This window comes from Corynebacterium sp. LK10, from assembly GCF_008042455.1.
GTDB lineage: Bacteria > Actinomycetota > Actinomycetes > Mycobacteriales > Mycobacteriaceae > Corynebacterium > Corynebacterium jeikeium_D.
On record NZ_NOVT01000017.1, the window covers coordinates 362782 to 384387 of the forward strand.

Annotated in this window: 18 protein-coding genes and 1 tRNA gene; 16 read left to right on the forward strand and 3 right to left on the reverse strand. The window is 57.0% G+C overall.

Translation table 11 applies throughout. From position 1 onward, the window contains the following. Nucleotides 1-40 precede the first annotated feature (40 nt). From CHU70_RS07080 to CHU70_RS07100, 5 genes are all read left to right on the forward strand, one after another. Complete coding sequence (locus tag CHU70_RS07080) at nucleotides 41-481, forward strand: MauE/DoxX family redox-associated membrane protein (RefSeq protein ID WP_070866421.1); 441 nt, start codon at nucleotides 41-43, stop codon at nucleotides 479-481. Nucleotides 482-625: 144 nt separating this feature from the next. Then, entirely contained in the window at nucleotides 626-1357 is a 732-nt protein-coding gene (locus CHU70_RS07085) for a thioredoxin domain-containing protein (RefSeq protein WP_016422244.1), read from the forward strand. Nucleotides 1358-1532: 175 nt separating this feature from the next. Continuing rightward, nucleotides 1533-1608, forward strand: a tRNA-Ala gene (locus CHU70_RS07090). A gap of 135 nt (nucleotides 1609-1743) precedes the next feature. Further along, nucleotides 1744-2178 (forward strand): pyridoxamine 5'-phosphate oxidase family protein, encoded by a 435-nt coding sequence (locus tag CHU70_RS07095; protein ID WP_016422245.1) that lies wholly within the window; start codon nucleotides 1744-1746, stop codon nucleotides 2176-2178. Nucleotides 2179-2425: 247 nt separating this feature from the next. Beyond that, entirely contained in the window at nucleotides 2426-2953 is a 528-nt protein-coding gene (locus tag CHU70_RS07100) for a TetR/AcrR family transcriptional regulator (protein ID WP_049172854.1), read from the forward strand. Nucleotides 2954-3004: 51 nt separating this feature from the next. Here the strand turns inward: CHU70_RS07100 and nadE are convergent, their stop codons facing one another. After that, complete coding sequence (nadE, locus tag CHU70_RS07105; protein ID WP_147719146.1) at nucleotides 3005-3856, reverse strand: ammonia-dependent NAD(+) synthetase; 852 nt, start codon at nucleotides 3854-3856, stop codon at nucleotides 3005-3007. Nucleotides 3857-3894: 38 nt separating this feature from the next. Between nadE and CHU70_RS07110 the strand changes: the two genes are divergently transcribed. From CHU70_RS07110 to CHU70_RS07160, 11 genes are all read left to right on the forward strand, one after another. Further along, nucleotides 3895-5376, forward strand: coding sequence for a sugar porter family MFS transporter (locus CHU70_RS07110; RefSeq protein ID WP_016422248.1), 1482 nt, complete (start codon nucleotides 3895-3897; stop codon nucleotides 5374-5376). A gap of 251 nt (nucleotides 5377-5627) precedes the next feature. After that, on the forward strand, nucleotides 5628-5750 hold the full coding sequence (gene ykgO, locus CHU70_RS07115; RefSeq protein ID WP_005511141.1) for a type B 50S ribosomal protein L36: 123 nt from the start codon (nucleotides 5628-5630) through the stop codon (nucleotides 5748-5750). Between the two features lie 753 nt (nucleotides 5751-6503). Continuing rightward, nucleotides 6504-6728: a glutaredoxin-like protein NrdH gene (gene nrdH, locus CHU70_RS07120; RefSeq protein ID WP_005511161.1), complete on the forward strand. Its 225-nt coding sequence runs from the start codon at nucleotides 6504-6506 to the stop codon at nucleotides 6726-6728. 85 nt (nucleotides 6729-6813) lie between these two features. Then, nucleotides 6814-7236, forward strand: coding sequence for a class Ib ribonucleoside-diphosphate reductase assembly flavoprotein NrdI (gene nrdI / locus CHU70_RS07125; RefSeq protein WP_016422249.1), 423 nt, complete (start codon nucleotides 6814-6816; stop codon nucleotides 7234-7236). Nucleotides 7237-7409: 173 nt separating this feature from the next. Further along, nucleotides 7410-9554, forward strand: a complete 2145-nt coding sequence (nrdE, locus tag CHU70_RS07130) for a class 1b ribonucleoside-diphosphate reductase subunit alpha (protein WP_172620253.1) — start codon at nucleotides 7410-7412, stop codon at nucleotides 9552-9554. Between the two features lie 235 nt (nucleotides 9555-9789). After that, complete coding sequence (gene deoD / locus CHU70_RS07135) at nucleotides 9790-10515, forward strand: purine-nucleoside phosphorylase (protein ID WP_016422251.1); 726 nt, start codon at nucleotides 9790-9792, stop codon at nucleotides 10513-10515. A 50-nt stretch (nucleotides 10516-10565) separates the two neighbouring features. Beyond that, nucleotides 10566-12011 carry an MFS transporter gene (locus tag CHU70_RS07140; protein ID WP_016422252.1) on the forward strand — a complete coding sequence of 482 codons (1446 nt, stop codon included), beginning with the start codon at nucleotides 10566-10568 and terminating at the stop codon, nucleotides 12009-12011. A gap of 338 nt (nucleotides 12012-12349) precedes the next feature. Continuing rightward, nucleotides 12350-13366 (forward strand): class 1b ribonucleoside-diphosphate reductase subunit beta, encoded by a 1017-nt coding sequence (gene nrdF / locus CHU70_RS07145; protein WP_016422253.1) that lies wholly within the window; start codon nucleotides 12350-12352, stop codon nucleotides 13364-13366. 330 nt (nucleotides 13367-13696) lie between these two features. Further along, nucleotides 13697-15397: a cytochrome c oxidase subunit I gene (gene ctaD / locus CHU70_RS07150; RefSeq protein WP_005511131.1), complete on the forward strand. Its 1701-nt coding sequence runs from the start codon at nucleotides 13697-13699 to the stop codon at nucleotides 15395-15397. Between the two features lie 278 nt (nucleotides 15398-15675). Further along, the gene (gene serB / locus CHU70_RS07155) at nucleotides 15676-16968 is read left to right on the forward strand and encodes a phosphoserine phosphatase SerB (protein ID WP_048732992.1); all 1293 of its coding nucleotides are present in this window, start codon (nucleotides 15676-15678) and stop codon (nucleotides 16966-16968) included. Next, entirely contained in the window at nucleotides 16968-17771 is an 804-nt protein-coding gene (locus CHU70_RS07160; protein WP_147719145.1) for an aminoacyl-tRNA hydrolase, read from the forward strand. Before serB ends, CHU70_RS07160 begins: the two co-directional genes overlap by 1 nt. On the opposite strand, the gene CHU70_RS07165 is transcribed toward CHU70_RS07160, so the two are convergent. Together CHU70_RS07165 and CHU70_RS07170 are read right to left on the reverse strand one after the other, a co-directional pair. Further along, entirely contained in the window at nucleotides 17762-19345 is a 1584-nt protein-coding gene (locus CHU70_RS07165) for an AMP-binding protein (RefSeq protein WP_069359083.1), read from the reverse strand. The two genes, CHU70_RS07160 and CHU70_RS07165, sit on opposite strands and share 10 nt — an antisense overlap. A 182-nt stretch (nucleotides 19346-19527) precedes the next feature. Next, nucleotides 19528-21516, reverse strand: a complete 1989-nt coding sequence (locus tag CHU70_RS07170; RefSeq protein ID WP_172954634.1) for an ATP-dependent DNA helicase — start codon at nucleotides 21514-21516, stop codon at nucleotides 19528-19530. Nucleotides 21517-21606 lie beyond the last annotated feature (90 nt).

The window sequence follows — 21606 nt, forward strand, 5'->3', positions numbered from 1 at the left end:
GCTAGCTGTAAACAGTTAGCCTGTACTAACATTTCTATGTATGAAGAATTTCGTAGGCGTGGTGGCACGATTCGGCCTGGCTGCAGTTTGGTTGTACTCGGGTCTTATCAAACTGCTGAACCCGCTGGAATCGCGTCAGGCAGTTCAAGCTTATGAGCTGCTGCCGAGCGATTTGGTGCCGATGGTAGCGGTTGGGCTGCCCGCTTTCGAAGTTATCCTCGGACTCCTGCTGGTATTGGGGCTTTTCCTGCGCCCGGTAGCGGTGTTGTCTGGCGCGCTCTTGCTGGTGTTTATCGGCGGCATTATATCGGCGTGGGCGCGCGGCCTGCAGATTGACTGCGGTTGCTTTGGTGGCGGTGGCTACGACGAGAACGCTGGCCCCGCTACGTATCTGACGGAAATCGCCCGAGATATAGGTTTTCTGGCCTTGGCTGTATTTGTGTACGTGTGGCCGTGGAAGAAGTTTGCCATTTACGCCTAGTCCGCTGGCTAGAGGGGAAGCCTAGGGGATAGGCCAGGGGAATGGGGCAAGGTGATGGGGCCTAGCGATGCGGCCTAGCAACCATTTCTGTTTTCTCAGGCGCAATTGTGTCATTGGCAAGAAAACACCGCTATCGTAAGCGGTGTGAGTCAGAAGATTAAGAATCCAAATGAAAAGGGCAGTGGCTTCGTCGTCGGCCTGATTGCTCTTCTTGCTGTCGTTGCAGTTGTTATTGGTGGCGTTATCTACATCGGCCGGTCGCAGCCGATTGAGGGACTGCCAGATGAGGACGTCGACTTCTCCGTCGCACTCGACGGCGATGTCATCCGACTGAGCAAGGACGGCGCCGAAGGGGCTAAAACAGCCACGATTTTTGAGGACTTCTCGTGCCACTACTGTGCTCAGATGAGCGAAGAGGGTCACGATGATGAGCTCAAGGCGCTAAACGACGGCAAGCTTGTCGCTGAATACCGCACGCTGAACTTCCTGGATGGTCAGGAGAAGGAGCAGCGTGACGGTCACTCCACTCGCGTCTTCGCGGTTGCCCGCAAGATTGCTGAGACCGGTGATGCTCGCGCATATTGGAACTTCCGCACAATGATGATGGCTGACCAGCAGAACTCTGTCACGTGGAGCGATGATGAGTTGGCTGACCGTCTGGAGCAGCTCGGTGTTGCTGACGAAATTGTCAGCGAAGTCCGTTCCGGCATCGACACCACCGAGGCTAAGGCAAGCGCAAATGCCAACTTCGATGACCTTGAGAAGCGCTTGGGCAAGGTTTCCTCACCGCACGTCTTTGTCGATGGCAAGGATATTCTGGAGAACATTTCCGGTGATGGCGGACTGGGGCAGTGGGTCAAGGTGGCCCTGCGCTAGGTTCCGTGCACGCTCACACGATTCATCTTCAGTTCATGTTCGGCAGATCTGCTCTAGGGCACTCGGCGAATACGTAAAAGAGTGTTCTACATGCGGATTTGGTGATACATGACAGTGCCATGTAGCCTTTGAGGAGTCCACAGCGGAGGGTGAAAGCCACTTCGATGTTGATTCTGGGGCTATGGCGCAGCTGGTAGCGCACCACACTGGCAGTGTGGGGGTCACGGGTTCGAGTCCCGTTAGCTCCACCAGTAGAAAAACCCTCGGTCGTTATGACCGGGGGTTTTCTTGTATCTGCCCTGGGGTAGTGTGCTCGCCGTTTACCTCAATGATTGGTAATCCGTATGGCTGTAGCAACTTTGTCTGAACGGTGGAATACTGGGGGTATGGCACACAACGACTCCGTTATTCAGAAACTGTCCACCGAAGAATCCCTTGAGCTGCTGGCTACGCAGACTTTTGGGCGCCTGGTTGTTCGTCGTAAAGACGATATGGATCTTTTCCCGCTGAACTACGTTGTTCATGAGGGGAGCATTTACTTCCGCACTGCCGAGGGGTCGAAGCTCTTTACTGTTTCTCTGAACCACGATGTTCTTTTTGAGGCCGACTTTGTTGACAAGGATGCTCAGAAGGCCTGGTCGGTCATCGTAAAGGGTGACGCAGAGGTTCTCACCTCCCGCGCGGATATTAACGCTGCAGATGAGCTGCCGCTGAAGCCCTGGCTGCCGACGTTAAAGTACAACTACGTGCGCATTACCCCGAACGATGTTTCGGGTCGCCATTTCCACCTCGGGGAGGAGCCGAATCGCTACGAAGTGTAGCGGTGGCATACGGCACTTTTGCTTTACGACGGTGGGGGCTCCGTCGTGAAGCAGAGATAGCAGCGTGCAAAGGCAGCTTTTAGTGACTGAGCACCGCCGTTAGCTGTTTTTTAAAAATTGTTGGGTTAAATTACCCAAAAGCGCCCTAAGTGAGATTCAACCCGTTACAGTCGCAAATGTGACGTGCACCATAGAATCGACCGATGGGGTGCCAGCGCAGCCCGATGTGCGCAGGCAGTCTCCACGTATGCAGAAGATCGTAGATGAAGCGCGCGCGATGCTGCGCGAATCGGGCTGGAGTGCTATCAGCATGCGCCGCCTAGCGGCGCGGCTCGATGTGAAGGCGCCATCGCTGTACAAGCACATCAGCGGTAAAGAAGAGCTCCTTCAGCTGTTGCTGACCGAGAGCCTCGAGAATCTGGGCAAGCGTATTCATGCTGCCATTGATGAGGAATGCACTTCGGCGTCTCTGCTGCAGGCGTACCGCCAGGCAGTTCTCGACGATCCGCATGGTTACCGGCTGATGAGTCGCACTAATTTCGTGAATGTCGTCTCGCCTTCGTCGTTGGATGCCTGGATTCGCGATGCATTCATTAAGGTTGCCGGCGATGAGCCTAAGGGATTGGCCATGTGGGCGTTCGCCCACGGTTTGGTGACCGCCGAGCTCGTCCAGGATGGTTCACCTGCGCTGGAACCCAGCGCCGAAGCCGGTGCGGCAGACAGCTTGGCCGCAGTTGGGGCTATTTGGGACGCTGGCGCGGAGGCCTTCTCTTAAGGGGTTTGCTGCTCTGTCCGGGACGCTAGATCGGTGGCCCGGGGCAGTAGCCTAGCGCCACCAGGAATCGGCCGGTCCGGGCGGGACGGCTCGCTTGTGCCGGGAAATGGAGTAGAGGTGCTCGATTCGCGCGGCATCCTCATCTGAGACAGCCTTGCCTTCGAGGTAGTCGTCGATGGCGGTATAGGTCACCCCGAGCGCAACTTCGTCGGGAAGCGCAGGGCGGTCTTCTTCCAGGTCGGCCGTCGGCACCTTCTCCCACGTACTGGCTGGTGCGCCGAGGTGACGGAGTAAGGCCGCGCCCTGGCGCTTGCTCAGCCCCTGCAGCGGGACGAGGTCGCAGGCGCCGTCGCCGTGCTTGGTGTAGAAGCCGGTGACCGCCTCCGCGGCGTGATCTGTGCCGATGGCCAAAGCGCCGTCAACACCCGCCACTGCGTACTGGGCAATCATTCGCATGCGGGCCTTAATATTTCCCTTGTTGAAATCGCTGATAGCGCTGCCGGCCAGGGCATCGGTGACCTGGGTGGTTATCGCGGCGGTGGCCGGTGCGATATCGATAGTTAGCCTTTGGTCAGGCTGAATGAATTGCAGTGCCACCTGTGCGTCGTCCTCATCGGCCTGGACGCCGTGGGGGAGGCGAATGGCAATGAAAGTGGCATCCTCACCGCCGTCGCGAAGCTTTTCGACGGCCAACTGCGCTAGACGCCCGGCCAGCGTGGAGTCTTGGCCGCCAGAAATTCCGAGCACGAATCCCTTGGCGTGCGCGGTGCGGAAATAATCGCAGAGAAAATCGACTCGGCGGCTGATTTCCTCGGCGGCATTGATGGTGGGCTGGACGTGGAGGTCGTTAATAATCTCCGACTGGAGGGGATGCGGGAAATCCTGTGTGCCTACTGGGGTCATGAGCCTCACTCTACCGCTAGTTCCGGACGGGAAAAGGGATGATTTTCCTGCCAGAAGAGTGCCAAAACTCTCATCTTTATCGAGTAAGTGCTGTTCGGATAGGGGGTCTTTGCCTGGACGGTGGCAAGATTTCCAGCGTGAGTACAACCGAACAGAATAAGACTGGACCGAACCGGGAAACCACCACATCTCGGTCGATAGCCGTGGCTATCATCGCCGCTCTGGGCGGCCTCCTCTTTGGTTACGACACCGGTGTCATCTCGGGCGCGCTGCTGTATATCCAGCGCTCTTTTGAGCTGACTCCAGGACAGGAGTCCACTGTCACCGCCATGCTCTTGGTCGGTGCGGCTATCGGTGCGTTCCTGGGCGGTCGCGTAGCGGACTCCCTGGGGCGCCGTGGCACCATCCTGCTCGGAGCGGTCGGCTTCATCATCGGCAGTATCTGGTGCGCTTTCGCTGCTAGTGCGTTTTCGCTGGGTGCTGCGCGTACTTTGCTCGGCGTCTGTATCGGTGGTGTTTCCATCGTCGTACCGATGTACATCTCCGAAATGGCACCACCGCATGTGCGTGGACGCCTGGTCAGCCTGAACTCGCTGATGATCGTGATTGGTCAGCTGGTGGCGTTCCTCACCAACTCCGCCCTAGCCTCCTCCGGTAACTGGCGACTCATGCTTGGATTCGGCGCTGTCCCCGGCATCGTGCTGCTCATCGGCATGCTGGTTCTGCCGGACACACCGGCCTACCTCGTCCGTCGAGGACAGGAGGGCAAGGCGCTGGCCGTGCTGCGTCAGATGCAGGGAGATGAGGCGACCTTGGCTGAGGTTGCCGTTGGTGAGGCGTCGTCAAGCGCCGATCAGCGTGCAGCAGAGCGTCTGGCTGTGAAAACCCCGTGGGTGCGACGCACCGTCATCATTGCGATGCTGATTGGCGTGACGCAGCAGGTCACGGGTGCGAACGCGATTATGTATTTCGCGCCGACGATGATGAACAAGGTTGGCTTGTCGACGGAAAGCTCTGTCTACACCTCCATCATCATCGGTATCGCCTCGGTGATCTCGTGTGCAATCGGTATGAGCATTATTGACCGCGTTGGTCGCCGGCGAATGCTGATTATCGGTTTGGTGGGCTGTGCAAGCTCGCTGCTCGTGCTGGCGCCCGTCTATGGCCTGTCGAGTAACTCTTCGACGGGTGCCATGATGTCGCTTCTGCTGATGACTGTATTTATCGTATTTCAGCAGGCGGCTGTGTCGGTGGCGACCTGGCTCCTGATTTCCGAGATTGTCCCGACAGAAGCCCGTGGCCTGGGTATGGGGCTGGCAGGGCTCGCGCTCTGGGTTGCGAACTGGTTTGTGGCGCAGGCATTTCTCCCGATGGTGGATGCTGTCGGTGGTGCGTGGTCATTCTTCTTCTTTGCCATCACGGGTGCGATTGCGCTGGTATTCACCATCAAGGCGGTGCCGGAGACTTCTGGCAAGACACTTGCCGAGGTCCGCGAGTACATGATTGCCGCTGCCAAATAGAGAAGCGGAGGCAGTTGCAACGTGGGGAGTTGCAATCTTGGGGTTGACCGTCAAAGGACATGTTTCCCCCGGATTTTTGGAGTTATTCCGCTTATTAGGTAGTATGGCAACTCGTGTCGTAACGCATACTCTTTGATATTTCTTCGGATTATCAGGAAGGGTGCGTTGCCAGGCAGTCACTGGGGTGATTGTCCGGGGAGAGTGCAGTGTGCACATTCCCGTTTCGGAGCCGAGTAGAAAGGAGCGCCCGAATGAAGGTCCGCAAGTCCCTTCGGTCGCTGAAGAACAAGCCGGGCGCTCAGGTCGTGCGCCGTCGTGGCAAGGTCTACGTGATCAACAAGAAGGAGCCGCGCTTCAAGGCCCGCCAGGGCTAAGCCTTATTTAGGCTAGCGCGAAGCAAATAGCTTCCTCATTTATTGCCAAAACCGCAATCTGAAGTCGCAGTTTTACTGTGGCTAAAGGTTGCGGTTTTTGGTTTTTAGGGAGGGGAGGTTCAGGCGGTTACTGCGTTTATGGCTGGCGGCGGTGGGGCGATGGAAGTTACTGACTACGTTTATGACAGAAATGGCTCGAAAAATGGCTTGAAAGTGTCATAAACTTACACAGTTTCACATGTGCAGCCCGTGTTCACATGTGCAGCCCGTGGTTTTTTGAGATCGCTGCTGAGTCCGAAGTTGGGCAGGGGAGGGACAGGGAAGGGGAGGGGCGGTGCGGCGCCTGGTATTGGTGTGATTGGCCTCGAGCCGTCTTGCAGTAATTGGTTTAACCAAAATGCGCCGATAGTTGTTTTTCTACGATTTTCTAGAATTTTTAGCGTGAAATTACAAGGTTGTGGTGCGTCTGTGTACAACATCTTGTGCGCCAGAGATCTCCGAACAGGGAATACCATGGTTGTGAGTACTACATCTAGTATGACTAGAGTTTTCTAGGCACCAAGTGTAGTGTTTTCGATGTCGAGCCAAGGATAGCTAAAAGGATCTGTCGGCCACCCGTACTCGGTTTCTCATGGACCTCCGGGAGCTTTCAGTCATTCAATCAATCCGCTGATTCCTCGGCCGCTTCCGTTGTTTGTACGAAGTCGATCCGATTCATTGGTCTTACTCAAAGCCAGAAAGTTTGTGAGAGTCATGGTTACCGTTTACAGCAAGCCTGCATGTGTCCAGTGCCGCGCTACCACTCGCGCCCTCGATAAGGCTGGAATTGCCTACGATATCGTCGACATCACCATGGATGATGAGGCTCGAGATTACGTCATGGCTCTCGGTCATCTCCAGGCGCCGGTCGTTGACACTGGCACTGAGACCTGGTCGGGTTTCCGCCCGGACCGCATCAAGGCTCTCCAGGCAGCTTAAGAATCACACACCTCCCCGCAGATTTCGTTGACCACCCGGGAAACGAAGATTGCGGGGGTTTTGCGATGTAAAGGGTGAAGCTCTCATGCTGGTGGTGTATTTCTCCTCGGCGACGGGGAATACACACAAGTTTGTTGAAAAGCTAGATATCAAAAATGCCCGCATTCCCATCCGTCGTAATGAGCCGGAGCTTATCGTCGATGAGCCCTACGTCCTCATTTGCCCGACTTATGGTGGCGGCGCTTCCATCAGCGGCGGTAACTCAAGGCCAGTTCCTCCGCAGGTCATCAAATTTCTTAATAATGAGCACAACCGCTCTTTCATCCGAGGTGTGATTGCTGCCGGCAATCTCAACTTCGGTGAGGACTTCTGTAAAGCAGGGGATGTCATCTCCTACAAGTGCAAGGTTCCATATTTATATCGCTTCGAGCTGATGGGAACCGACCATGATGTGCAGCGAGTCAGAGAAGGGCTAGAGGAGTTCTTCCACGGTAGAGCCAGCGCTTAAGTTGGCTAGCCTCAGTGTCGAGGGAAGGGGCACTGAGACAACCGAATGGGTGCGCTCGCGGAAGCCGTCGTAAAGCGGTGCGCGAGGAAAATAGCTAGATTGGATTGCTCTGGGCAGTGATTGAACAGACCCTGCGCAGGCAAATGAATATTAAAGGAGTCAACGTGTCGGAAATGGGCAAGCAGGTCGCGGAGCCGGTGGGCGAGGACAAGCTGGATTACCACGCGCTCAATGCGCTGCTGAATCTGTACGGTGAAGACGGCAAGATTCAGTTCGATAAGGACCGCATGGCTGCGCGACAGTTCTTCTTGCAGCATGTCAATCAGAACACTGTGTTCTTCCATAACTTGCGGGAGAAGCTCGATTACCTGGTAGAGAACCATTACTACGAGGCTGAGGTTCTGGAGAAGTACGAATTTGAGGACGTCAAGGCACTGTTCAAGCAGGCCTACGCCCACAAGTTCCGTTTTCAGACTTTCCTGGGTGCTTACAAGTACTACACCTCGTACACGCTGAAGACTTTCGACGGCAAGCGTTACTTGGAGCGCTACGAAGACCGTGTGTGCATGGTTGCTCTTACGCTTGCCGACGGCGACTTGGGGCTCGCGCAGCACCTGGTTGATGAGATCATCGCCGGACGCTTCCAGCCCGCTACTCCTACATTCCTCAACTCCGGTAAGGCCCAGCGCGGCGAGCCGGTGAGCTGCTTCCTGCTGCGTATCGAGGACAACATGGAGTCCATTGGCCGCGCCATCAACTCCTCGCTGCAGCTGTCCAAGCGCGGCGGTGGTGTTGCGCTGCTGCTGAGCAATCTGCGTGAACAGGGCGCTCCGATTAAGCACATCGAGAATCAGTCTTCCGGTGTCATCCCGGTTATGAAGCTGCTGGAGGACTCTTTCTCCTACGCTAACCAGCTGGGTGCTCGCCAGGGTGCAGGCGCTGTCTACCTGCACGCGCACCACCCGGACATCATGCGCTTCCTGGATACCAAGCGTGAGAACGCGGACGAGAAGATTCGCATCAAGTCGCTGTCGCTCGGCGTTGTCATTCCGGACATCACGTTCGAGCTGGCCAAGCGTAACGACGACATGTACCTCTTCAGCCCGTACGATGTCGAGCGTGTCTACGGTAAGCCGTTCGCGGACATTAGCATCACCGAGAATTACGCGGATATGGTCGAGGACCCGCGTATTCGTAAGCAGAAGATCAACGCGCGTCAGTTCTTCCAGACCATCGCTGAGATTCAGTTTGAGTCCGGCTACCCGTACATCATGTTCGAGGACACGGTTAACCGCGCGAACCCGATTGAGGGCCGCATTAACATGTCGAACCTCTGCTCGGAGATTCTGCAGGTCAACACCCCGTCGACCTACAATGCGGACCTGTCCTACGAGCACGTGGGTGAGGACATTTCCTGTAACCTCGGTTCGCTGAATATTGCGATGACCATGGACTCGCCGGACTTTGGTCGCACTGTCGAGACTGCCATCCGTGGCCTGACTGCGGTCAGTGAGCAGACTTCTATTGACTCGGTGCCATCGATTCGCAAGGGTAACGACGGATCCCATGCGATCGGCCTGGGGCAGATGAACCTGCACGGCTACCTTGGCCGCGAGAAGATTATGTACGGCTCGGAAGAGGGGCTGGACTTCACCAACGCCTACTTTGCAGCAGTGCTCTACGCAGTCCTGCGCGCATCCAACAAGATTGCTCGCGAGCGCGGTCAGAAGTTCGTCAACTTTGAGAACTCCGACTACGCCAGCGGCAAGTACTTCGATAACTTCGATCCGGCAGAGTTCCAGCCGAAGACTCAGCACGTCAAGGAGATCTTCGAGAACTCCACCGCGCACATTCCGGACGCTGAGGACTGGGCGCAACTGAAGGCCGACGTCATGGAGTACGGCCTGTTCAACCGCAACCTGCAGGCAGTGCCGCCGACCGGTTCGATTTCCTACATCAACAACTCGACCTCGTCGATTCACCCGATTGCATCTCAGATTGAGATCCGCAAGGAGGGCAAGATCGGTCGCGTATACTACCCGGCTCCGCACTTGGACAATGACAACCGTGAGTACTTCCAGGACGCCTACGAAATCGGCTACGAGAAGATCATTGACACTTACGCGGTCGCTACCAAGTATGTTGACCAGGGACTGTCGCTGACCTTGTTCTTCAAGGACACGGTGAGCACTCGTGACCTCAACCGTGCGCAGATTTACGCATGGCGCAAGGGTATTAAGACTCTGTACTACATCCGCCTGCGTCAGGTTGCGCTGGAGGGTACTGAGGTCGAGGGTTGCGTATCCTGCATGCTTTAAGCAAGCGTGCTTGAGGGCTAGGCATCTAGTGCTTCAGTTGTAGCGCATTGAAGGCGCGAGAATTTCCCCGAGTTTTGCCGGGAGATTCTCGCGCCTTTTTCGTCACTCCACCCAATTGGGAACAAATGTAAATATCACTATTGACGGTTGTAATCCAGGTAATTAACCTGGGCAGTGGTACACCAATGTTCGCATAATTTTCACCCACGGCTAGTGGGGGAAGGGGCTGGAAGCCATGTCCGATACCACTGGTAAGAGCACTCCACACATCAACCCAAAGGGTGCGCCGATTGCAGAAACCATTTTGTTGCCAGGTGACCCGCTGCGTGCCAAGTTCATTGCGGAGACCTATTTGGACGATGTCGTTCAGTTCAACAAAGTTCGCAACATGTTGGGCTTTACCGGCACCTACCAGGGGCAGGAAGTGTCCGTCATGGGATCCGGTATGGGCATTCCGTCTATCTCGCTGTACTCCTGGGAACTTATCCATGTTTTCGGCTGCAAGAAGCTGATTCGCGTCGGTTCCTGCGGCGCGTTGCAGCCGGAGCTGGACCTGTATGACGTGGTTATCGGCCAGACGGCATCGACGGACTCCAATTTTCTATCGCAGTACAACTTGCCGGGAACGTTCGCCCCGTCCGCATCTTTCCGTCTGATTGAAGATGTTCGCGATCGTGCCCGCGAGCAGGGCATCACTACACACGTCGGCAACATCTTGTCCAGCGATATTTTCTACAACTTCCAGGATGATGTGAACGACCGTTGGGCACGCATGGGTGTGCTGGCGGTGGAGATGGAATCTGCTGGCCTTTATGCCACCGCCGCCGAGGCCGGTGTGGAGGCCATGGGAATCTTCACTGTGTCGGACAACATCGTCACCGGTGGAAAGACCACTCCGGAAGAACGTGAGAAGGCCTTCACGACGATGATGGAGCTGGCATTGCCGCTGGCTCGACTCTAGTGTCCTGGTCCGCAATCAATTGGCTTGAAGTGTGAAATAGGTACAGTGCGATGAGCAATCCCGCCAGCAATACCAGCTTGAACGTGAATCCCCGTGAAAGCGCAGCGTCCAAGGCTGCCGCGCCAAACCCTAAGGCCGCAGTCCCGGTCTTGCTGTTTTCCTTTGTATTCTGTTTGGTCTTGGACAATGGCTTTAAGTTCATGACCAAGCCGATTGCGGAATCTCTGGACCTCAGTGTCTCCACGGCCAGTCTGCAGGCGACACTCGCCGGTATCTTGATTGGCATTGGAGCGGTGGTGTACGCCGCATTGGCGGACAGCATCAGTATCCGCAAATTGATGATTGTCGGTATCGGCTTCGTCGCCGTGGGCTCTCTACTGGGTTATTTCTTCCAGGGAGTATGGCCAATCGTGCTTACTGCCCGCATTATTCAAACTGCCGGCCTGGCGGCGGCTGAGACACTCTACGTCATCTATGTCACCAAGTACCTAAGCCCAGAAGATCAGAAAACCTACCTCGGCTTTTCCACCGCGGCCTTCCAAGCCGCGCTGCTGATTGGAACGTTGACCTCGGGAATCGTGGCTACCTACATTTCCTGGCCGGCTATGTTCCTGATTTCGCTCATTCTGATAGTTGCCATTCCGTTCCTGATCAAGACAGTTCCGGAGGAGCAGCAGCAGAAGAGTCACCTGGATATCTTTGGCCTGTTCCTCATCGCGGTCATCGCCACTGCGGTGATGCTGTTCATGCAGCAGTTCCAATGGTGGTGGCTGGTTGCCGCTGCGCTGGGCGTCGCGCTCTTTGTCTGGCACATCCGGACACATGACAACGCCGTGGTCAGCCCGTCGTTCTTTACCAATGCTCGCTACGTTTGCGCGCTGATTGTTGTGCTCGTGGTTTACATGGTCCAGTTGGGGTATTCGGCCATTCTGTTGCCGTATATGGTCGACGAGCTCTATGGCATCAACCTCGACGGTGCTGCCTATATCCTCGCGCCGGGCTACCTCTGCGCTGTCATCGTCGGTGTAATGTCTGGCAAGGTTGCCAAGTTCCTGCCCTCGAAGCAGGCCATTGTCGCGGCTATCAGCATCATCATCGTGGCGTTGCTCATCCCCGCAGTGCTGCCGGGGGCCGGTGTTGCCACGGTTATCGTCTCCATGATTCTGTTCCCATCAGGGTTCGCGCTCATGTATGCGCCGTTGGTCGCGACCGCACTGCAGAACATTCCTGCCGCCAAGTCCGGTGTTGCAATCGGTTTCTACAATCTGACGATCAACATTGCCGTACCGGTTGGCATCGCGTTAACGGCCATGCTTGTTGATTCTCGACCGGCCTTCTTCAGTACCCTCTCCATCGCGCAGTCTGAAGCAGAAGGGGTCTCCGCTACCATCGCTTGGTTGCTCGCGCTCATGGCTGTCGTAGGTTTGCTGGTGTACGTCATCTCCGACCGCATCATCAACGACACGGCGGAAAACCGAGAGAAGGTTCACGCCTAGGTTCGCGCAACATCTTGCGCTTGGTGCTTGACGACGGACATTGCGTCGTCAAGCACCTTGTTCTTTGTGTGACGTGGGGTTAGGGGAGGGGGCACCGGGAACAAGACTCGGCAAGTGGGGCGATTTCTTCTAGGCCGCGTGCTTAATAATGCGGGTGTGGGTAAGCTGCTAAGGGTAGTGGCTCCTTTCATCGGGAGCCTGACGTTTTGTAGTGGGACAAGGCTGGAATAGCCACCGCTGCAGTCGCTGTTTGAACTCGTAAAGAGTGAAGGACGTTCCTTATATATAAGGTGTGTTCGAAAAACGGCAATATCAATGAAAAAGGGAGAGGTTTCCACGTGAGTTTCGATGATTGCCCACCCTCGACTCCGGCCCACCGTGAGAAGAATCCAGAGTCGCGTGCATGCCCAGTTGCGGCTATTGACTGGAACACGATTCCTGATGATAAGGATCTCGAGGTTTGGGATCGTCTGACCGGTAACTTCTGGTTGCCGGAAAAGGTGCCGCTGTCGAATGACATCAAGAGCTGGAATACGCTCAACGCACTGGAGCAGCGCACCACGATGCGCGTGTTCACTGGTCTGACCATGCTGGACACCATCCAGGGCACGGTAGGTGCAGTATCACTCATTCCAGATGCGCTGACTCCGCACGAGGAAGCTGTGTACACCAATATCGCCTTCATGGAATCGGTGCACGCAAAGAGCTACTCGTCGATTTTCCAGACGCTGGCGTCGACTCCTGAGATTCAGGATGCGTTCCGTTGGGGCGAGGAGAATGAGTACCTGCAGAAGAAGGCCAAGATTATCCTCGACTACTACGAGGGCGATAATCCGCAGAAGAAGAAGGTTGCTTCCACTTTGCTGGAGTCCTTCCTGTTCTACTCGGGCTTCTACCTGCCGATGTACTGGTCCAGCCACGCCAAGCTGACCAACACCGCGGACATTATTCGCCTAATCATTCGTGATGAGGCAGTTCACGGTTACTACATCGGTTACAAGTACCAGCGCAACCTGGAGCGTCTGACCCAGGCCGAACGTGACGAGCTGAAGGATTACACCTTCGACCTCATGTTTGATCTCTACGACAACGAGATTCAGTACACCGAAGAGATGTACGACGAACTCGGTTGGACCGAGGATGTCAAGCGTTTCTTGCGTTACAACGGCAACAAGGCTCTGAACAACTTGGGCTATGAGGGTATGTTCCCGGCCGACGAGACTCGCGTTTCGCCGTCGATCCTGTCGGCCCTGTCGCCGAATGCTGACGAAAACCACGACTTCTTCTCGGGTTCCGGCTCTTCCTACGTCATGGGTAAGGCTGAAGTAACCGAGGATGAGGACTGGGACTTCTAAAAGCACAGGTGTAGGGAACATTCCGCATCGAGCCTCACTCTGGTGACAGCACACACACGGGGGTAGTAGTCCTAGCCTCGACGGTTCCTGCTAAATAGGCGTTAGCCCAGGTTAAGACAATTCTCAGGAAACTAATAGTGTGCTTAGCTGAGTGGGGAAGTGAGCCGGAAAATCCCTTAGCCTTAACTTTTTCCAAGGTTCAGACTAGAATCTGGCACATAGCGGTAGGTGGGTTCGCCGTCGCGTACTCGCCTGCACTATTCTCACAAGGACAAAACTTAAAATCCCTGTAGTGAGTTACAGGAAATCTTCGCGTAGTAAGGAGGAAGAATGACTGCAGTAGCGCCTCGTCCAGATCATGGCGTTGTAGCGCCGGAACGGCCGCAGCCGTTCGGACATGAGCGTAAGGGCAGCTGGGCGTGGGAAATGCTGACCACGACCGACCACAAGAAGCTGGGCATCATGTACATCATTATGTCCTTCTCGTTCTTCTTTGTCGGCGGTCTGATGGCTCTGCTTATCCGTGCTGAGCTCTTCGCCCCAGGACTTCAGTTCCTTTCTAACGAGCAGTTCAACCAGATGTTCACCATGCACGGCACGGTGATGCTGCTTCTGTTCGGTACCCCGATTGTTTGGGGTTTTGCTAACTACATTCTGCCACTTCAGATTGGTGCTCCGGACGTGGCTTTCCCGCGTCTGAACGCTTTCGGCTTCTGGCTGACCACCATTGGTGGCATTCTGATGCTGTCGGGCTTCCTGACCCCGGGTGGTGCTGCTGACTTCGGTTGGACCATGTACTCCCCGCTGTCTGACCCGATTCACTCTCCGGGTGTCGGTTCTGACCTGTGGATTGTCGGTGTCGGTGTTGGTGGTGTCGGTACCATCGCTTCCGCCATTAACATGACCACCACTGTCCTGTGCCTCCGTGCACCAGGCATGACCATGTTCCGTATGCCAATCTTCACCTGGAACATCCTGGTTACCTCGATCCTGGCTCTGCTGATCTTCCCGATTCTGACTGCAGCTGCTCTTGGTGTTTTGTACGACCGTAAGCTGGGCGGTCACATTTACGACCCGGCAAACGGTGGCGCAATGCTGTGGCAGCACCTGTTCTGGTTCTTCGGTCACCCAGAGGTCTACGTCCTGCTGTTGCCGTTCGTGGGCATCATCACCGAGGTCGTTCCGGTCTTTTCCCGTAAGCCGCTGTTCGGCTACGCAGGTATGGTCTTCGCAACCCTGTCTATTGCAGGTCTGTCCATGGCTGTGTGGGCACACCACATGTTCGTGACCGGTGGCGTTCTGCTTCCGTTCTTCTCGTTCATGACCTTCCTGATTTCGGTCCCGACCGGTGTTAAGTTCATCAACTGGATGGGCACCATGTGGCGTGGCCACATGACCTTCGAGGCTCCGATGACTTTCGCTCTCGGCTTCATCGTGACCTTCCTGTTCGGTGGTTTGACCGGTATTATGCTGGCTTCCCCACCGCTGGACTTCCACGTCTCTGATACTTACTTCGTCGTGGCGCACTTCCACTACACCCTGTTCGGTACCCTGGTCTTCGCTTCCTACTCGGGCGTTTACTTCTGGTTCCCGAAGATGACTGGTCGTATGCTCGACGAGAAGCTGGCAAAGGTTCACTTCTGGCTGACCTTCATCGGCTTCAACCTGACCTTCCTGGTCCAGCACTGGCTGGGTAACGAGGGTATGCCGCGTCGTTACGCCGACTACCTCGAGACTGACGGTTTCACCACCCTGAACATGATCTCCACCGTTGGTGCGTTCATCCTGGGTCTGTCTGTTATCCCGTTTGTCTGGAACGTCTTCAAGTCCTGGCGCTACGGTGAGGTCGTCACTGTTGATGACCCGTGGGGTTACGGTAACTCCCTCGAGTGGGCTACTTCTTGCCCGCCGCCGCGCCACAACTTCACCTCGATGCCGCGCATCCGCTCGGAGCGCCCGGCGTTCGAGCTGCACTACCCGCACATGGTTGAGCGTCAGCGCGCAGAGGCCCACGTTGGTCGTCAGCTCTAAGAGCTAGTGGCTACATGGCTGATGCAACTCTGAGTTAATAACTACGCGAAGCTAAGGCCCCATCACGGTTCTCCGTGATGGGGCCTTAGTCTTGTCTTTGAGAGTCTTTCCTAGGGAAGAGGCAGTAAGAGAGCGCAGTAAGAGCAGGGGGGCGCAGGGAGCGCCAGAAGGGCAAGAGAGCAAGGCGATGGCTAGCGCCTGTCGCTGGCCACCCACTGAAGTGCGGAATCCCACTATGCGATGAGCGCTCTGCCGGGGCTTCATGCGATACTGGATTGGTGAATGAACAGGTAATTACCTCTCCCAGTCAGTCTGTAGATACCGATGCTCTATCGGTTTCGTTGGCACCGGGACTAGCTCCGGTGCTTATTACCGCTGTTGGCCGAGACCGCCCGGGTGTCTCCGCAGCTTTCTTCCGCGTGCTCGCGGCCCACGGAGTTCAAATTTTGGATGTGGAACAGTCGGTGTTCCGCTCTAATCTGAGCCTCGGTGCGCTTGTTGGTGTCACAGAAGAAAAGGTCGGTGTTCTCCGTGAGGGACTCATTGAAACACTGAAGCCTCACGGCATGACTGTCAGTTTCCAGCTGGATGCGCCGATTGAGCGCAGCGATGGCTCCACCCACGCACTTGTCGTGTTGGGCAATCCGGTCAACGCTGAGGATATTTCCCGTATCGGCCGCACTCTTGCTGATTACGGTGCAAACATCGATTCCATTCGCGGTATTGCTGACTACCCAGTCACTGGCCTGGAATTGCTGGTCTCTATTCCGGACCCGAAGCCGGGTGCGGGCATTCCGCTGCGTAAGGCACTGGCCGAGCTTGCACAGGACCAGGACATTGACATCGCAATTGAACGCGCTGGTTTGCAGCGCCGCTCCAAGCGCTTGATTTGTTTCGATGTGGACTCGACCTTGATTACCGGTGAGGTCATTGAGATGCTGGCCGCCCATGCTGGTCGCGAGGCGGAGGTTGCAGCGGTTACAGAGCGCGCTATGCGCGGTGAGCTGGACTTCGCCGAGTCACTGCATGAGCGAGTTAAGGCTCTGGCTGGCCTGCCGGTCAGCGTCCTAGAGGAAGTCACTAACTCCATCGAGCTGACTCCAGGCGCCCGCACCACGATCCGCACGCTGAAGCGCCTCGGTTACAAGTGTGGTGCTGTCTCCGGTGGCTTTATCCAGATCTTGGAGCCGCTGGCAAAGGATCTCGGTCTGGACTTTTACAAGGCGAATACCCTCGAGGTCGAGGACGGAAAGCTGACTGGACGCGTGGTCGGCGATGTCGTCGATAGGCAGGAGAAGGCCCGCAGCCTCAAGACGTTCGCCGCAGAGTCGGGATTTCAGATGCATCAGACCGTTGCGGTCGGCGATGGGGCCAATGACATCGATATGTTGTCGGTCGCAGGCCTTGGTATTGCTTTCAATGCCAAGCCGGCGCTAAAGGAAATCGCTGACACGTCCGTCAACGTTCCATTCATGGACTCGATTCTGTTCATGCTGGGCATTTCCCGCGATGAAATCGACGATGCCGACCGCGAAGATGGCACCTTCCGCCGCGTGCCGTTGGAGCAGTAGTGCAACGCGAGGATCACAAGAATCCAGCTGTCACGGACGCATCATCGGTACCGGAGTGGTTCCGTATCGCCCATAACCTCCTGCCGCAACCCGATAGGGAAGACCACGGCGAGGATGTGCCGTGGGCAATGGCTATTGTGCTTGAGGTTCCGAAGAAGGAACGCCCCTCGCGCACTGCGCTGCTCCGCGCTGCCGCGATGGCTGTTGTTGCTTGTTGCCTGGACGAACGCGCAGGCGATGACACTTCTGCCTATCAACAAGGTCTGGCGTCTTGGTACGGTGCGCGCATCCGCAAGCTCACACGTCGCGCTCGCAATATCGGCTGGCAACGCGCTCAGCTTGCACCGGGTGTCACCGTGGACGTCGACGGCGCGCAAGCTCGCGCACTAGTGCCAACTCCTGTCGACGAAACCTACCCGGAGATTGCCAAACTACAAATTTCCGGCACCGATTTGCCTTACGACGACCCGGAGAACACATCTCCCGGCGCCCCGGGCGACCATGAGAGCGCTGACACCTTTGCTCCGCCAGTGATTTGGGTGGACAAAAACCTGAATATGTCCGTAGGAAAGGTGGCCGCGCAAGTTGGACACGGCTCAATGCTCTATGCGGCCAGTCTGTCGGTCGAGGACGCTTGGGCGTGGGCGCAAAGTGGTTATGCGTTAGATGTGAAAGAAGTACCGCGGGAGCAGTGGCCAGCGCCAGAGCTCTGCGCGGTTGAGGTTCAGGATGCCGGGTTTACCGAGATTGCTCCCGGTTCAGTCACCGTGGCGGTGACCCCTGGGGCAGTAACTCACGACTGAGCGCGTGCTGCCTCCATGGCCTTGAGATCCTTGCGCAGAATCTTGCCCGTCGCCGACTTCGGGATTTCATCCATGAACTCGACTGCTCGCACCTTCTTGTACGGTGCGACGCGGTCGGCGACGTAGTCCATAATCTCGTCTTCAGTCACCTGCTCGCCCGCCTTGATGACGACGTAAGCCTTAGGAATCTCCTCGCCGTCGGAGCGAACGACACCACTGCAGGCGGCATCGGCAATATCCGGGTGGCTGAGCAGCACGGACTCGAGCTCGGCCGGCGGAACCTGGTAGCCCTTGTACTTAATCAGTTCCTTGAAGCGGTCGACGATGTACACATTCCCGTGTTCGTCGAGTTCCGCAACGTCGCCGGTACGCAGCCAACCGTCGACAAGCGTCTCTGCCGTCGCCTTCGGGTTGTTGAGGTAGCCCTTCATCACCTGTGGACCATGAATCCATAGCTCACCTGCCTCCGAGCGCCCCTCGGCGGGAACCGGGATTTCCTCAAAGCTGTCGGAGTCGAGGTTGACAATCTTGTACTGAGTGTTGGGGACTGCGCGACCGATCGAGTCCAGCGGACTATCGTGGCCGATGCGGATGTGGGCTGCTGGCGAGGACTCGGTCATGCCGAAGCCCTGTGCGACCACGCAGTCAAGGCGCTTTTCCACCTGTTCCGCGAGGTCAAGTTGGAGAGAAGCGGCACCCGAGAAGATTGTCTCCAGGCTGGACAAGTCAAAGGAATCGACAGCTGGGTGCTTGGCCAGGCCCACAGCTACAGGTGGTGCGATGAACGCGAACTTCACCTTGTGCTCGGCGATGATGGACAGGAAATCGACGAGGTCGAACTTGCCCATGGTGTACTGCGTCGTGCGGCGCCACAGGCACAGATTCAGCAGCGCAGTCAGGCCGTAGATGTGGAAAAACGGCAGGATAGTGACAGCCGGGGTGTCCTCGGTCAGCGCGTTGACTGTAGCTCCACCCGCCTGAGCGACGTTGGCCACCAAGTTGCGGTGAGTGAGCTGGACGCCCTTCGGTACACCGGTGGTTCCCGAGGAAAACGGAATCACGGCAACGTCATCGGGTGATACGTCGACGTCCGGGGCGCCGTGCCCCTCGGCAAGCAGCTCGCCCATGCCGTGGAGGCCCGTCAGGCCGATAATCATCTCTTCCGGCAGACCAGCAGCCTCAGCGCCGTGGGCGCCAGCCCAACCGATTGAGGAGGTCGTTAGCATCATCTTCGCGTCAGACATCCGGAGTTGGTTTTCAATGTCCTCCGCAGTTGCCAGCGATGCGACCGTCGTGCAGACAGCCCCCGCGCGTAGGACACCGTGAAGAGCGACCGCGAAGGTTGTCGAGTTGGGGCAGTGGAGAGCCACAACGTCGCCCTTCTTAATCCCACGTGCTGCCAGCGCACCCGCAAACTTCTCAATGCTGGCCTTCAGATCACCGAAGGTGACCTCGGAGCCTGAGTCAACGATTGCAAGCTTGTCCTGGTGACGTGGCTCAATTTCTCCGAAGAGGAACTCAAAGAGTGAGGTCTCCGGGATGTCGATGTCGGGGAGGTTGCTGGAAAGGGGCATGCAGGAAATCGCCTTTCTAATCTCGTGCACGGCTGCCAAGTGTCCTGCTTCATTAGCTCGGGCACTGTAGCAGTGCTGTGTTTCACATCACAATAATGTATTGGATAGAAAAGCGTGGGATTTTTTCCAGAAACTATGCCTAATCCAGCGTCACCTCGTGAGCCCAGACAGCCCCCTCTGAATCAGCTTTGGGTCAGCCGCTGCAACGCTCCAGCCGCAATATCCAGGTTGGTCGTCCGCCAGAAGTCAGGCATCGACGCGGCAATCCAGGAACCATAGCGTGCAGTAGCCAACCGTGAATCCAGTACCGCAACAACCCCGCGGTCATCGACTTGGCGTAGCAGACGACCAGAACCCTGCGCCATCAGCAGCGCTGCATGTGTCGCTGAGACCTCCATAAAACCGTTTCGGCCAGCGGCATTAGCCGCATCGGAGCGCGCGGACAAAAGCGGGTCGTCGGGGCGGGGGAACGGGATGCGATCGATGATGACACACGATAGCGATGGGCCAGGAACATCGACGCCTTGCCACAGCGTCAGCGTGCCAAACAAGCATGTCTGCGGATTAGCTGCGAAGCGATCAACCAGAGCACCGATAGAGTCATCGCCTTGGCACAGCACGTCGTAAGGCAGGCGCTTGCGCATTTCCTCCGCCGCTGCCTCGGCGCCTCGGCGAGAAGAAAACAGCCCGAGCGTTCGCCCACCAGCGGCGCGGATGAGGCGCTCCATGATCGCGAACTGCTCCGGTGTGGCGCCGTCGCGTCCAGGTCGTGGCAGGTCGCGTGCGACGTAGAGGATGCCAGATTTCTGCGGGTCAAAGGGCGTGCCGACGTCCAAGCCATCCCACCCACCGGAGGGAAGCCCCCAAGCGGCGGCCATGGCATCGAACTTGCCGCCAAGAGCAAGTGTTGCTGAGGTCAAAACGACGGTGGATTCGCCGAAGAGGCGTTCGCGAAGCAGTGCTGCGATGGACAGGGGAGCGACATAAACTGTCTTGTTCTCGCCAAGCCATACGACATCGTCGCTACTGAACTCTAGAATTCGCACGACTGTGTCGTGCATATTCTCCACGGCAGCGCGGACGGTCTGGCGCTCAGTGTTGTCAGAGTCAGAACTCGAACCACCGGAGCCCGACCCGCCAGAGCTGCCTGAACTAGAGGTGCCCAGCGTGGTCTGTAGTTGCCACAGGCTATCGCGGAGCGAAGCTAGCGCCGCTCCAAGCTCACCGGGAATTTCTTCGAGTGCGCCGCTGTAGGCGTCGGCAAGCAATGCGACGGTCTCGCCGAGTAGATCCGTGGCATCGGTGACATCATCCACCTGCTCTGCGGCTCCGAATTTGCGGGCGCGCCGGGCCATCATGGTGATACCGGCAGGGGAGAGCTCGTCGGTGGCAACAGAGGTGATTCGACCGTCGAGCTCGTGAGCCTCGTCAATGACAACGCAGTCGTGCTGCGGCAAAATCATGGCGTCGGAGAGCGCATCGATGGCCAACAGTGCGTGATTGGTGACAACGATGTCAACGTTGGAGGCCTCGCGGCGGGCTTGTTCGGCGAAACACTCCTCGCCGAAAGGGCAGGAAATGGCACCGACGCATTCGCGAGCCGTGACGGAGACCTGCCGCCAGGCTTCGTTGGAAACGCCCTTGTCCAGGCTGTCGCGGTCGCCGGTGTCGGTGTCATTGGCCCACTCGCGTAGCCGCATGACCTCGGCAGCGGTTCGGCTGAGCTGCGCTTCGCTGAGGAGGGCAGTGGGGCCAACGGCGTCACCTGAGCTGGCCTGCTCGGATTCATCACCGTCCATGACGGGATCTTTGATGACATTTCCGACCTTGGACTTGCACAGGTAGTTCGAGCGGCCCTTGAGGATTGCGAAGGTTGGCGTGCGGGACAAGTGTGGCTCTAGCGAACTGACTAGCCGCGGCAAGTCGCGTTCGACCAGCTGGCGTTGCAGCGCAATGGTCGCCGTGGAAACGATTACAGACTCGTCGGACTCCATTGCTTGCACAATGGCAGGCACCAGGTAGGCCAGCGACTTACCCGTACCGGTGCCTGCCTGTACCGCTAGGTGCCGCTCGCGCGCAAAGGCGGAGGCCACCGACCGGGACATTTTGACCTGATTCGGTCGAGTCGTTCCGCCGAGTCCCTTCACTGCCGCATCGAGAAGAGCTTCGATGCTATCCGCGTTATGGACGCTGGCTCTCGGTGAAGCTAGCTCGTCAACATCGTCAAAGTCCTCAAAGTCGTCCGATAGCTCAGCAAAATC